The sequence below is a fragment of the Lacibacter sediminis genome (genome assembly GCF_014168535.1).
GTDB lineage: Bacteria > Bacteroidota > Bacteroidia > Chitinophagales > Chitinophagaceae > Lacibacter > Lacibacter sediminis.
The window spans coordinates 4,873,083-4,886,019 of record NZ_CP060007.1 but is presented as its reverse complement, the minus strand read 5'-3'; the positions used below and the strand labels follow the sequence as shown (position 1 = coordinate 4,886,019).

General features: G+C 41.9%; 12 protein-coding genes. 4 read left to right on the top strand and 8 right to left on the bottom strand.

Annotated features, from left to right (window positions below):
- Positions 1–94 precede the first annotated feature (94 nt).
- Positions 95–3,031, top strand: coding sequence for a glycoside hydrolase family 3 N-terminal domain-containing protein (locus H4075_RS20710; protein WP_182802715.1), 2,937 nt, complete (start codon positions 95–97; stop codon positions 3,029–3,031).
- A gap of 246 nt (positions 3,032–3,277) precedes the next feature.
- On the opposite strand, the gene H4075_RS20705 is transcribed toward H4075_RS20710, so the two are convergent.
- From H4075_RS20705 to H4075_RS20685, 5 genes are all read right to left on the bottom strand, one after another.
- Positions 3,278–4,105 carry an alpha/beta fold hydrolase gene (locus H4075_RS20705; RefSeq protein ID WP_182802714.1) on the bottom strand — a complete coding sequence of 276 codons (828 nt, stop codon included), beginning with the start codon at positions 4,103–4,105 and terminating at the stop codon, positions 3,278–3,280.
- A gap of 92 nt (positions 4,106–4,197) precedes the next feature.
- Positions 4,198–4,779 carry a hypothetical protein gene (locus tag H4075_RS20700; protein ID WP_182802713.1) on the bottom strand — a complete coding sequence of 194 codons (582 nt, stop codon included), beginning with the start codon at positions 4,777–4,779 and terminating at the stop codon, positions 4,198–4,200.
- Between the two features lie 100 nt (positions 4,780–4,879).
- Positions 4,880–6,292, bottom strand: a complete 1,413-nt coding sequence (locus H4075_RS20695; protein WP_182802712.1) for a PSP1 domain-containing protein — start codon at positions 6,290–6,292, stop codon at positions 4,880–4,882.
- A 422-nt stretch (positions 6,293–6,714) separates the two neighbouring features.
- The gene (locus H4075_RS20690) at positions 6,715–7,794 is read right to left on the bottom strand and encodes an ABC transporter permease (protein WP_182802711.1); all 1,080 of its coding nucleotides are present in this window, start codon (positions 7,792–7,794) and stop codon (positions 6,715–6,717) included.
- 36 nt (positions 7,795–7,830) lie between these two features.
- Positions 7,831–9,009 carry a glycosyltransferase gene (locus H4075_RS20685; RefSeq protein WP_182802710.1) on the bottom strand — a complete coding sequence of 393 codons (1,179 nt, stop codon included), beginning with the start codon at positions 9,007–9,009 and terminating at the stop codon, positions 7,831–7,833.
- A gap of 120 nt (positions 9,010–9,129) precedes the next feature.
- Here H4075_RS20685 and H4075_RS20680 point away from each other — a divergent pair, with 120 nt between their 5' ends.
- The 3 genes from H4075_RS20680 to H4075_RS20670 all read left to right on the top strand — a co-directional run bounded on the left by H4075_RS20680 (position 9,130) and on the right by H4075_RS20670 (position 10,738).
- Complete coding sequence (locus H4075_RS20680) at positions 9,130–9,900, top strand: glycoside hydrolase family 25 protein (RefSeq protein ID WP_182802709.1); 771 nt, start codon at positions 9,130–9,132, stop codon at positions 9,898–9,900.
- A gap of 65 nt (positions 9,901–9,965) precedes the next feature.
- On the top strand, positions 9,966–10,427 hold the full coding sequence (locus H4075_RS20675) for a hypothetical protein (protein ID WP_182802708.1): 462 nt from the start codon (positions 9,966–9,968) through the stop codon (positions 10,425–10,427).
- An 83-nt stretch (positions 10,428–10,510) separates the two neighbouring features.
- The gene (locus H4075_RS20670; protein WP_182802707.1) at positions 10,511–10,738 is read left to right on the top strand and encodes a hypothetical protein; all 228 of its coding nucleotides are present in this window, start codon (positions 10,511–10,513) and stop codon (positions 10,736–10,738) included.
- Here H4075_RS20670 and H4075_RS20665 read toward each other — a convergent pair whose 3' ends face one another.
- From H4075_RS20665 to H4075_RS20655, 3 genes are all read right to left on the bottom strand, one after another.
- Positions 10,739–11,164, bottom strand: coding sequence for a YybH family protein (locus H4075_RS20665; RefSeq protein ID WP_182802706.1), 426 nt, complete (start codon positions 11,162–11,164; stop codon positions 10,739–10,741). It lies immediately after the preceding gene.
- A gap of 113 nt (positions 11,165–11,277) precedes the next feature.
- Complete coding sequence (locus H4075_RS20660) at positions 11,278–12,180, bottom strand: TIM barrel protein (protein WP_182802705.1); 903 nt, start codon at positions 12,178–12,180, stop codon at positions 11,278–11,280.
- Positions 12,181–12,291: 111 nt separating this feature from the next.
- Positions 12,292–12,930 (bottom strand): gluconate 2-dehydrogenase subunit 3 family protein, encoded by a 639-nt coding sequence (locus H4075_RS20655; RefSeq protein WP_182802704.1) that lies wholly within the window; start codon positions 12,928–12,930, stop codon positions 12,292–12,294.
- Positions 12,931–12,937: the final 7 nt, after the last annotated feature.

Sequence of the window (12,937 nt, the reverse complement as noted above, 5' to 3'; positions counted from 1 at the left end):
AAATAACCATAAAAAATTGACAAGCTAATTTTGCACACTGAGATGGCAATTTTTATGGTTATACTATGTGGCTAAAGAATATAACAATCGACACATGAAAAAATTAATCCTTGTACTGGCGGGCATTGCGGCCTTTTCTCTCAGCTATTCGCAATCAAAACAGGAACGGGCAAAGCGTTGGGCCGATAGTGTGATGCAAACCCTGAATAACGATCAGCGTATCGCTCAATTGATGATCATCCGAGCGCACAGTAATCTTGGAGCGGCGCATGTAAAACAGGTAACTGATCTTATCCAGAAATACAATGTAGGTGGACTTTGTTTCTTCCAGGGTGGTCCTGTTCGCCAGGCCAATCTTACCAACTTCTATCAAAGCATTGCAAAAACTCCGTTGATGATCACCATTGATGGAGAGTGGGGTTTGGGTATGCGTTTGGATAGTGTGGTATCATTGCCCCGACAGTTAATGTTGGGTGCTGTGCAGGATGCAGCCATTGCATACGATTATGGAAAGATATTAGGCGAGCAATGCAAACGCATGGGCATACAGGTAAACTTTGCGCCTGTTGTTGATGTCAATAATAATCCGAACAATCCGGTGATCAATGATCGTTCTTTTGGTGAAGACCGTTACAAAGTAGCGTTGTTTGGTGTACAGGTGATGAAGGGTATGCAAGATATGGGTGTAATGGCCTGCGCTAAACATTTTCCCGGACATGGTGATACAGAAACAGACAGTCATTACGATCTGCCGATCATTAACAAAACAAAACAGCAGCTTGATTCATTAGAACTTTATCCTTTCCGTGAAATTTTTGAAAACGGAGTTGGCAGCGTTATGATCGGGCACTTGTATATTCCTGCAATTGATAATACAAAAAATCAGGCAACCTCCTTATCATACAACAACGTAACAAAGTTGTTGCGTGATGAACTCGGTTATAAAGGCCTTACGTTCACTGATGCATTGGAAATGCAGGGCGTGAAAAAGTTTTATCCTGACGGTGCTGCCAGTGTGCAATCATTGATCGCAGGAAATGATCTCTTGTGTTTGCCTTCTGATATTCCTGCAGCGATCAAAAAAATTAAAGCTGCTGTTAAAAAGAAAAAATTGAGTTGGGATGATCTCAACAGTCGTGTACACCGTGTGCTGATGGCAAAGTATTTATATGGTTTGGGTGAAGTAAAACCAATTGATACCAATAACCTGGTGAATGATCTTAACGGCAGTACAGAAGCTATTCGTAAACTTATCGCACAACGTTCAGTAACACTGGCGAGGAACGATCAAAACCTGTTGCCACTTTCTTCAGCCGCTTTATCTTTTATGGGAAAAGCAACCAATACTGAAAAGAAGATCGCTTATATCGCTATTGGTACAACAGCAGCGAATGTAATTACACAAAAGATGAAAGATGAATTGAAAGCAGACATCTTTTTCTTTTCTTATAAAAGTGATGCAGGCAGAATTCTGTCATTGGTTGAATTGATCAAACAGAATTACAGTCACGTGGTAATTGGCATGCATGGTTACAGTCGCCGACCGCAGAATAATTTTGGCATCAGTGCTTCCGCATTACAATTAGCAAAAAGTTTAGCTGAATTACCACAATCTGCATTGATCCTGTTTGGTAATCCCTATGCATTGAAGAATTTCTGTGATGTAAAAACAAGTGTGATTTGTTACGAAGATGATGCGCACACACAAGCGGCTGCTTTTGATGTATTGATCGGCAAACAACGACCAACAGGTAAACTGCCCGTTACTGTGTGCGATAATATCAAATACGGAACAGGATTGGAATATATGATGCCTGCCATCGGCGATCTTCAACGAAACTTATTGCCCGAAACAAGATTTGCAACAGTTGATTCGATTGTGGCAGACGCTATTCAGAAAAAAGCAATGCCCGGTTGTGTAGTGATGGCGGTGAAAGATGGCAAGATCATGTTTGAGAAAGCATACGGTTATTATACCTATGAGCAACAGGAACCGATGACATTGGAATCGGTGTTTGATATGGCATCGGTGACAAAGATCTGTGCAACTACTATTTCTGTGATGAAGTTGTATGAAGAAGGAAAGATCGATCTTAAGAAACGATTGGGCGATTATATTCCCTGGGTGAATGGAACAAATAAACAGGATCTGCTCATTGAAGATATTTTATTACATCAGGCCGGTTTAAAATCATGGATACCTTTTTACAAAGAAACCATTGATACAAACAGCGGCATTCCTTCTGCACAATTATATACAAACGGACCGAGTGAAGATTATAACATTCGTGTGGCCGATACTTTTTACATGCGGAATGATTGGCGTGATACCATGTATCAACGCATTCTGCAAAGTGAAATGGGACCGTATGGTAAATATGTGTACAGCGATAATGATTTTATTTTTCTGGGAAAAGTAGTTGAGCAACTTACAGGAATGACACTCGATGAATACGTACGCAAGACATTTTATGAACCCTTGCATTTGGAGTCATCAGGTTTTCTGCCGTTGCAGCGTATGCCTGTGAACCGTATTGTACCAACTGAACGTGAAGTGCAGTTTCGTCGCCAATTATTAAGAGGTGATGTGCACGATCCCGGAGCTGCCATGTTTGGTGGTATTGCAGGACATGCAGGATTGTTCAGCACAGCGTATGAACTGGCAGTGATCTTACAAATGTTGAACAACGGCGGTACTATTGGACAGCAAACATTTTTTAAACCAGAAACGGTGCAGAAATTTATTGCATACGGCAGCGAAACCAGCAGAAGAGGGTTGGGTTTTGATAAACCGGAGAAAGACAATCTTACACGAAAAGATCCCTATCCTGCATTGAGTGTATCGCCTTCTACATTCGGACATACAGGTTATACCGGCACAGGTGTTTGGGCCGATCCTGAAAATAAGATCGTGTATATTTTCTTAAGCAATCGTGTGCATCCTGAAGGCGGCACCAATACAAAATTGTTGACGATGAATGTGCGAGGAAAAATTCAGGATGCGTTGTATAAGGTGTTGCTGGAGAAATAACTCATTTATAATTTGCGTGCATCATTTACTTAAACACTTCGACCGTCATGTCGAGGCACGAGACATCTCTACTTAGTGAGTATATTGCAATTACTCAGATGAAATGTGGCTTGAAAATTATTCAGGGATGTCTCCTTTGCCGACATGACGAACTCCGATGAAAATTTGCTGTCATCCCGACGCAGGAGGGATCTATTGAACAATTGTACGAAGCCAAACAAATTTCTCCTTTGTCGAAAAGACATCTCACTTCAACTTCATCAGCAACTCCACAATCTCTTTCTCTCTCGTCCAAACAATAAAATGATTTTCTTTTTCGAAGGTTGTTACAAAAACCGAATCTGTTTTCGTCAACATTTTTTGTGTGTAAGCCACATTGCTATAAGGAACCAGCATGTCTTTTGTTCCGTGCAGAATGTAAACCGGGCAAGTGATTTTTTCATATTCCGGTCGCATATCAACTAAATCCTTTTTCAAATACCACAGCTCTTCATTACTTGGTCGCATAGCACCGGGCACTAAATAATTCAATGGAGTTTTGAATAAGATGGGCCGCCACTTCTCCGGCTTTTCAGCTGCAGGGTCTTGTGAACCGGCGAGTATCACCAATGCTTTTGTGTACTGTGGTCGGGCTGCTGCAAGTTTAATGGTCATTGGTCCGCCCAAACTATGGCCAATAATAATAAATGGTTTGTTATTATAAACAGAATCCATCCATGCAGCGATGATTTCTGTTTGTGCAGATAAATTCATGGCATTGCCAAAATCGCTGTAACCAAAACCCGGTCGGTCAATAGAAATAATTCTGTAATGCTGTAATAATTCTTTGTTGCGCAGGTAAGCAGCAAATGCATCCCAGCTTCCCGGAGTGCCATGTACAAATAATAAAGTAGGTAATGTATCGCTACCGGTTTGTGCATAATGCAACGGAAAACCATTGATCGTTTTTACAGGTGTTTGCAGTTGCACGCCCGCTTCTTCAAATTGCAGTTTGGCCTTGCTATCACTCATGCGCATTTTCATACAGCTTTGCGCCATAACAAGCCAGAGCAATAAAATAATTCCGAGGATCATAAAGGAGCGTTTCATCCAGCGTGGCATAGTTTAAGTAAGTTATGAAAAATATCAGCAGACAGAATGTTGCGTTTCACTTCTGCCAAACAATGTTATAGTTTTTTATAAAGATCATCACCCAGGTCCTTTTTTAACTTCTGAAGAATGGTAAGCATGCTGCCAATGTTTTTTTGATTGATCGACAGCAACATGCCCAGCACAGGTGCATTGATGTTCCGGTAACGGGTATAGAGATTAATATCCCAGCGCTTAGAATTAATGTGGCGATTCTGCATTTCTAATACAGTGAAGTTGGACGAAACGTATCGGTATTTTTCAACTGCTCTTGTATTGTTGAGATCAGCTTCAATATTCATTACAACAAGCGCATCAATAAATGAAGAAAGATCTTCAACCGGTATCTGGATGTTTCGCTCATTAAATAAAATTGTACTGACTAAGAATCCATTGCTGGTAAAACAGACAGAACGTTCAGCAGAACCATCTTTTAAAGACGTGGCGGTTATCAATCCAATGTGTACATCATCAGTTGAACCGATGGTATCATAGTGCAGCTTCACAAATGCTCCCGGCTGCATGGTCATCTTTACCAGTTTGCTGTATTCGATCAGGCTATCGTTTTGTGCAGTGCAAAAAAACGGGAGCAGCAATAAGAGGTGTAGAGAATGTTTCATGGTTTTTATTCGAATTTATTCAGTTGTTCATTGTGCAGCTGTTAAGAAAATGACAAGTGTTATAAAGCAAAAACCCCAACTTTCGTCGGGGTTTGCTTGCTTATGCATTATCGTTTTGCGGCGGTGGATCTTTTTTCTTTTCGATCTGCGGCCTGTTTTGCTGTGATGGTTTATTCTGTGGCGGACGTTGTTGCTGCGGCCCACGTTGCTGTTGTGGTGGTCGCTGCTGTTGTTGTGGACGTTGTTGTCCTTGTCCACCTTGTTTATTTTGCTGACCACCCTGACCTTGTTGTCCACGTTGCTGTTGTGGTGGTCTTTGTTGCTGCTGTTGTCTTTGTTGTTGTGGCGGACGTTGTTGCCCCTGCTGTCCTCCGCCCTGTTGTTTCTGTTGTTGCGAACGCTCTTTGTCTTTGCGCTTTTTGCTGTTACGTTCTAATGTGCGTAAGCTGATCTGACCAACCAGTTCCACATGCGCATGTTCTTTCTCTTCAGCTTTAGCAGGCGAAAGCTCAATGGCACCTAACTCATCAGGGCGTTGACCTTTCACATTCATAAACCTGATTTCTTTTACCCGTTCAATCGGAACAGGGTATTGCTGGTTACTTCCGGGTAAGATGTACCACATCAGATTTTTGAAAATATCTTTCTTAATAAGCTGGGCTGTGCCACGGCTTAGTTCAAGCGTTTCGGCATTGTTGGGGAAATGCTGCAATGCATCTAAATAAGTATCCAGTTCATAATTCAAACAACATTTCAAACGACCGCACTGGCCGCTGAGTTTTGTTTGATTGATCGTAAGATTCTGGTAACGGGCGATTGTTGTTGTAACACTTTTGAAATCACTGAGCCAGCTGCTGCAGCATAGCTCACGACCGCAACTGCCAATGCCACCGATCTTCGCTGCTTCCTGGCGAATACCGATCTGCTTCATCTCTACTTTAATCTTAAACTCACTCGCATAGATCTTGATCAATTCACGGAAATCGACACGGTCTTCTGCTGTGTAATAGAACGTAGCTTTTCGTCCATCTGCCTGGAATTCCACTTCGATCAGTTTCATATCCAGGTTCAGCTGAATAATGATGGCTCTTGCTCTTACCTGCGTAGGTTTTTCACGTTCCTTGGTTTCTCTCCATTTCTGAAGGTCCATTTCGTTTGCCCGGCGCATGATCTTTTTAATATCCGGGTTATCTTCCTTCACGCCTTTTTTCTTCATTTGTAAACGAACCAGCTCACCGCTGATGTTCACCATACCCACATCAAAACCGCTTACACCTTCCACTGCTACCATGTCGCCTTTGGTGAATGTCTGCAGGGTATTGTTGCGGTAAAATTCTTTCCGGCTTCCGTTGTTGAAGGTTACTTCCACAATGCGGCAATCGCTGTCGGGGTCGCTGAAAGGCAGGTTCGCCAGCCAATCGTGCACATTTAACCGGTTACAGCCGCCTGTGCTGCAGCCGCCGTTGCTTTTGCAACCGCCCGGTTTACCCGTACTACAACTTGTACAACTCATTATTATGAGAGATTAAAAAGTTAATAATAAGAAGAGAGGATGGGGGCAAGCAGCAGAATGTCGATGAAGCTTTGGTTGTGTCACTCGCTTGTACGCTTTGTTCGCTATGCAGCTGTTAAAGCCTGAAATTCAGTAGATATGTTGAAATACGTTGCCGATATTGGCAATGTAGTACAAGAGTGCGACGCAACTAAAGACGATCAGTAATTCAAAAGCTCACTCACAAAATCCTTCTTTTCACGTTGACCTTTTCTGTTCTCAAATCCTTTACCACAGGTCAATTCCATCAAAAATAGGGATTTATCGGGAAAGCTAACAGCAATAAGGATTGTCGGCGAATCTGTCATCCCGAGGAACGAGGGATCTGATGAACATTCTTGCAGGCGATGGGCAGATTCCCCGTGCCTCGAAATGACAAACAATCAACTCCTCACATCCAACACATCCCTTAACCCATTCCCCAGCAAATTAAAAGCCAGCACCAGCAGCATAATAGCAAGGCCAGGCGCAATAGCCAGCATGGGATTGTTGGTAATAATGAAGTTGTAATTCTCTTTGATCATGAGTCCCCAGCTGGGTTGCGGCGCCTGCACACCCACACCGAGAAAACTCAAACCGGCTTCGATGACGATGGCGCTGGCAAAATTGCTGGCGGCAATCACAATCACCGGGCCCATGATATTTGGCAGAATATGTTTGAAGATGGTGCGGCCATGCGAAAACCCCATGGCTTTGGTGGCTTCAATATAGTTGAGCTCACGGATGCTGAGCACCTGTCCACGCACCAGCCGGGCCACATTTACCCAAAGCGTTAATCCCACCGCAATAAATACCTGCCAGAAACCTTTACCCAACGCAAGTGTGATGGCGAAAACGAGTAATAAAGTCGGGATGCTCCACACCACATTAATGAGCCAGAGAATGGCTTCATCGATCCAGCCACGGAAATAACCTGCCACAGCTCCGAGAAAAATGCCGACAGTGAGGGAAATAGCTACGGCAATCAACCCAACACCTAAACTTACCCGCACGCCCACGATCAATCTGCTTAAAATATCCCGGCCAAATTTATCGGTACCAAGCCAGAAGGTTTTGGTTACGATCGGGTTTTCTTTTTGCTGACCAGGAAAAGTAAATGTCAACGGCTCTGTTACGCCATCATCCACAAATTTCTCTACGTCATATCGGTTGCCTGTTTGTTTGTTAGAGCTGATGGGGATGTATTGATAGCGATCTTCTGCACCAAAGAATAGATCGCTTACCGAAGAATTATTCTGTTGCTCCCGTTCAATTTTTATGAACTGTTGTTTATAACCCGGCTTCTTTGCAGCGATCTCTACAATAATCCGGTTGGCATCGGGTGTGGCATCGGGCGCAAGTATATACGCAAACACAGCAGTCAATAATGCCAACACAATAATGCTTAGGCCAAAAACAGCGCCTTTGTTCCGGCGGAGTTTTTTCCAGAAGATTTTTGTAAAAGAGTATTCTGTGTTGGACATTGATTAAAAATAAAGCTTTGCAGCCAGTTCTGTCACCTACTTCACTGTTCTTCCTTTCCATTCATACTTGCCAAACTTGCCCAACCAACCTGCAATTACCGTATAAACAATATGAAACGGTTGTGCAAACGGAAACCACAGTAACAGTTTCGATTTTTGGAAAAAACCGGCAACAGGTATTAGAAAGATAAGTTCAATAAATGTTTTGAAGAGTAAACTTCCAGCAAGCAGCATCCGTAAACTGCTGTTAAAACATGCAGCTACAAAAAGAACAACAAAAAATACATTGAGCAGATATACCAACAGCAATACCCAGAAGATGCGTTTATCATCATACTGATCGGCTTTGCTGGCCCAGCGTATACGCTGACGAAAAAATTCACCCACCGTTTCAACAGGATTGGTGAGCACAATGCTATCTGCTGCTTTGCAGTAATGCACTTCGTTTGGAAAGCGACTGTACAGTTTATGCATCAGCAGCATATCATCGCCACTCGCAATATGGTCCACGCCTTTAAAACCATTCACAGTATAAAATGCTTCTTTACTGTAACAGAGATTAGCACCATTACACATACTGTGAAAACCTGCTCCAACAGATGCTGCAGTAATTCCCTGCAGACTTAAAAAATCAAGCGACTGAAACAGTTTGATGAAAGAGGTTTCTTCTTTCATGGCAACAGGTGCAGCAATAAAAACCGTTGGCCGTTGCTCAATGATGTAAGCAAAGTTGCGTAGCCAGTTTGTCGGTACGGTGCAATCAGCATCGGTTGTAACAATGTATTTCCCCGTTGCTTGTTCAACCCCCGCTTCAATGGCTTTCTTTTTATACGAGTTGATCTTTTCTTTTATTAGCTCTTTCAGCTCTATCACTTTTACTCCTTTGAACTGTTTTGCGTTTGCAACAGTTACATCATCACTGAAATCATCGATCACAATTACTTCGATCAACTCTTTTGGATAATTCAATTGCTGAATACTCTGCAGGCAGTCAACAATATTTTTTTCTTCGTTTCGTGCGGGGATAAGAATGGTAAAAGATGTGCCCGGAACAAACGATGCAGGAACGTTAAGTGTTGCAGACCTGCTCCACCAATACCGATACAGTAACAACAGTATCGAATAAGGAACTAACAGCAAAAGTGTAAGCAGCAGCCACAGCATGCTGCAAAATAACAATGCTGTGCCGAACTTTAAATTAAAAGTAGTTGCCACAAAGGTGGAGGTCTGTTTTGTTCTTTGTGTTACTTCGTGGCAAGCCATTCGCCAATAAAAAATTAAAAACCTGCTGATCGTCTGTTTTTCTGTTTGTTGAAATTAGATTTGCAACCGTTTATGGCCCGCAAGAAAAAGAAATCACTTCGTTATCTCCCCATCATTATCATAGCTCTTGTGTTTGCAGGCGGTGCTTTTTTAGTAGTGCGCAATTGGTGGCTCGAGCGGCAGGCAGGTATGATCCGCTACCGTGAGTTTGGTATTCCGATTCCTACAAAATATAGTCTGCACGGTATCGATGTAAGCCGTTACCAGCAGATCATTAACTGGGAGGCAGTAAAAGGAATGAATGTGGAAGGTGTACAGATCAGTTTTGCATTTATTAAAGCAACAGAAGGGAACAGCGGCACCGATTCTCATTTTAAACGCAACTGGCGTAAAGCAAGAGAGGCGGGCATGACCCGTGGAGCTTATCATTTTTTTATTGCCACCAAAGACGGAACAATGCAGGCAAGAAATTTTGTGAAGTGTGTTAAGCTGGAGAAAGGCGACCTGCCCCCGGTACTGGATGTTGAGCAAACTTATGGTGTAAGTAAAACCATCCTGCAGCAAAGGGTGAAAGCATTTTTATACGCAACTGAACTGGCTTATGGTATAAAGCCTATCATTTATACCAATGCAGATTTTTACAAACAATACTTGAAGGAAGAATTTGATGAATATCCATTGTGGGTGGCGCATTACCTGAGACCAATGGCGCCACGTATTGAACGAGACTGGCATTTCTGGCAACACAGCGAAAGCGGTCGTGTAAATGGTATTCAAGGTAAAGTTGATTTTAATGTATTCAGTGGTGACAGTACTCAATTTGAAAATCTGCTGTTGAAATAACTATTTTTGCAACAGCCATAATTATAAAGAACGTCTTAAGGAACAGTCAATTAAAAATCAGACAGATGAAAAAAATCTTACTATCTCTCTTCTTTGCAGCATCGCTTAATGTTATAATGGCACAGAACAGCACTGCCACTAGTACCGAATATAAAACAGCCATTGGTGTCAAAGTGTGGGCCGGTGCCGGTGTGTCAATCAAAACATTTATTAAAGAGAATAATGCAATAGAGCTTATCGGTTATTTCGATCGGTTTGGTACACGCATTACGGGCTTGTATGAATTTCACGGAAACCTGAGTACAGAAGGGTCGTTGAAGTGGTATGTAGGACCTGGTGCTCACGTAAGCATCTACAAAAATTCTACCGCAGTGGGTATTGATGGTGTTGTGGGGATTGATTATAAATTCAGTAATATTCCATTGAATCTTGCGCTCGATTGGCAACCAGCTTTTGAATTAGGTGGTGCTGATCGTAATGGCTTTTATGGTAACTGGGGTGGTTTTGCCATTCGTTTTACGTTGTAACAAAACAAAATCATATTTATGCTGTTGTACTCCTGTGCAACAGCATTTTTTATGTTCGTAACTTTCCTTAAAATTTACTTGTTATGAGTGGTATGGAACCCGAAGCCCAGGATTTTTTGAAGAGGATCGTTCAAACGGTTTCAATGGGTATACTATTTCTGTTACTGCACATGACATTTGGCTTATACCTCAACTGGGGTTTCTTTGAAGGAGCTCCCGGCATGGGCAATATCATTTACTATATCGTTTTTCTTGCTTCGTTTGCAGGGCTCATCTATTTCTACTACAAGTTGTGGAAAGGGAAATTATGATCAACTGCTATGATCAGCTACAATCACCCATTCACCTTTTATCTTTTTAAAGAATAACGTGTAATGTCCTTCAACATCACCCACTTTTTCTCTTGTTAAATGCCATTTCCCTACAACGAAATAAGCATCAGCAGTTATCTTTTCTACTTTCAGGATATTGAACTTGAGAATACCCATGGCATCTCTTGTTGGATATCCTTTCTTGTAATTTTCTAGTGTATTGTTGTAACCATAGGTAACACCACTCTTGCCGATGAACATCAGGGAATCACTTTTCCAGTAACCCTTCATGAAATTTTCCAGATCACCTGCATTCCAGTATTTTGTTTGTGCATCAAGTATGGCAAGGATGTGTTGTTTATCTTTTGTTTGTGCATTTGTACTGATCGCTGTAATCAGCAATAAAAGAAAGAATAGTTGTTTCATACTTTGAATGTAGTAAAAATGAAGCCACCAATTACACGAATTTTCAGGAACTGATCATAAATGAAAAAGCACAGGCCAATGGACCTGTGCTTAGTATTGTTGTGGAACGAAGATCAACTGTTACCCCAGTTTTTCTTTTTCATATAGGCAATGCTTTTCTTAATGCATTCCTCCTCGGGCATTGTGTATGCCTCCTGTTCAACAAATGCATATTTAAGACCTGCATGTTTCTTGTGCTCGAAAATTTTACTGAAGTTGATGGTGCCATCACCCACTTGCGTGCTTTCTTTTTTACCTTCTTTATTTACAGTAAGATCTTTTACATGCCACATGGTAAAACGTCCGGGATATTTATTGAACCATTCAACAGCATCCTCATTCATAAAAGATGACCAGTAAATATCCAATTCAAAATCAACCATGGAAGGATCGGTGCCGTCCAGCAGTGTTTGCAGGAACGATTTACCATTATCCAGTTTCTTGAATTCGAAGTCGTGATTATGGTAAGCCAGTTTCAAGCCGGCAGCTTTGGTAAGCTCGGCAGCTTTATTTACAAGGTCAACAAGCTTCGGAAGTGTATCGGCACCACGCTGATTTGCATCTAACCATGGGATTGTTGCATATTCATTCCCCATGATGTTGGCTGCTTCCAATACTTTCTTCCAGAAATCCAGATTGCCTGACGACAAAACAGGGCCAAAATTATAGTGACCACTCGGTGAGGTTAATTTCAAACCATCAAACATAGCTTTGAACTCTTTCGGCGATTTCCCAAAGAACGAAGTACCGTCAAAACCATACAATTCAATTTGCGAATAGCCTGCTTTTGCAACATAGTCTAACGTACCTGCAAGATTTTTTGCAACATCATTACGCACCGTGTATAACTGAAGACCATACTTTTTTGTATCAGCTAATGATTTCGTTGCGCAAGAAATTAACGGCAGGCCTGCCAATGAAATACCGGCAGTGGCTGCTGCTGAAGTTTTTAAGAATGATCTGCGATTGTAAGCCATTTTTTGTGAGATTAAAACTTCCGCTAAACATTCATTTAGCGGAAGTATATGTTTAAAGTAAGCGTTTGCTGTTGAAAGACGGGTGCAAGAACCGAGCCATTGCTTTGTTCTTTATTCTGCCCAGGCCTTATCACCTTTTGCATACGGGAATTCGCCATCATATTTACCCGGTATAGGCACATGACGTAATGTTTCTGTCATACCTGTTTTTGATGTAAAGAAGCCGGTAAGTGTTAACTGCTTCATCATGGTATAATAATGACTTGGCGCACCTTCAAACTCTGTTTGATCTTTCCATGCCAGCGCTTCGTTCTTCTTGTTATGCTCTTCACGGAGTGGTTTATCAGCTTCATCACGCTTCTGGTTAAACTCTTTTGCTTCTTTTTCAAGGCTTACTAAAAATGCTTTGCGTTGTTCAGGCGTACAGTCCATAAATGATTTGCTGTGCATTTTTTCACATGCAGTATCCAGCTCGCCAATTCCACTCATGAACGCATCCTGCTGGCGTTGTGTATAACAATCTGTAACCATTACTTTCATAAACTCACCCACCTTAGCAGCTTTTGCACCAGGCGTTGATGTTGCAGGAATAATTGTTTCAGCAACCTCATCGAGGAATGAAATAGTTGTGGGAGAAAACTCTGCCACTGTTTTAGGTCCGGTTTTACAACCGGCTAAAAACAATTCGCCACCAATAACTGCACCACCGGTAAGTAATGCTATTTGTTTTAGAAGATCACGACGATTCATAAAGTTG

Coding starts and splice junctions, on each gene's coding strand:
- H4075_RS20700 (WP_182802713.1), bottom strand. CDS start 4,779: ATGAAACATTCTCTACACCTCTTATTGCTGCTCCCGTTTTTTTGCACT.
- H4075_RS20695 (WP_182802712.1), bottom strand. CDS start 6,292: ATGAGTTGTACAAGTTGTAGTACGGGTAAACCGGGCGGTTGCAAAAGC.
- H4075_RS20710 (WP_182802715.1), top strand. CDS start 95: ATGAAAAAATTAATCCTTGTACTGGCGGGCATTGCGGCCTTTTCTCTC.
- H4075_RS20655 (WP_182802704.1), bottom strand. CDS start 12,930: ATGAATCGTCGTGATCTTCTAAAACAAATAGCATTACTTACCGGTGGT.
- H4075_RS20705 (WP_182802714.1), bottom strand. CDS start 4,105: ATGATCCTCGGAATTATTTTATTGCTCTGGCTTGTTATGGCGCAAAGC.
- H4075_RS20680 (WP_182802709.1), top strand. CDS start 9,130: ATGGCCCGCAAGAAAAAGAAATCACTTCGTTATCTCCCCATCATTATC.
- H4075_RS20690 (WP_182802711.1), bottom strand. CDS start 7,794: ATGTCCAACACAGAATACTCTTTTACAAAAATCTTCTGGAAAAAACTC.
- H4075_RS20670 (WP_182802707.1), top strand. CDS start 10,511: ATGAGTGGTATGGAACCCGAAGCCCAGGATTTTTTGAAGAGGATCGTT.
- H4075_RS20665 (WP_182802706.1), bottom strand. CDS start 11,164: ATGAAACAACTATTCTTTCTTTTATTGCTGATTACAGCGATCAGTACA.
- H4075_RS20660 (WP_182802705.1), bottom strand. CDS start 12,180: ATGGCTTACAATCGCAGATCATTCTTAAAAACTTCAGCAGCAGCCACT.
- H4075_RS20675 (WP_182802708.1), top strand. CDS start 9,966: ATGAAAAAAATCTTACTATCTCTCTTCTTTGCAGCATCGCTTAATGTT.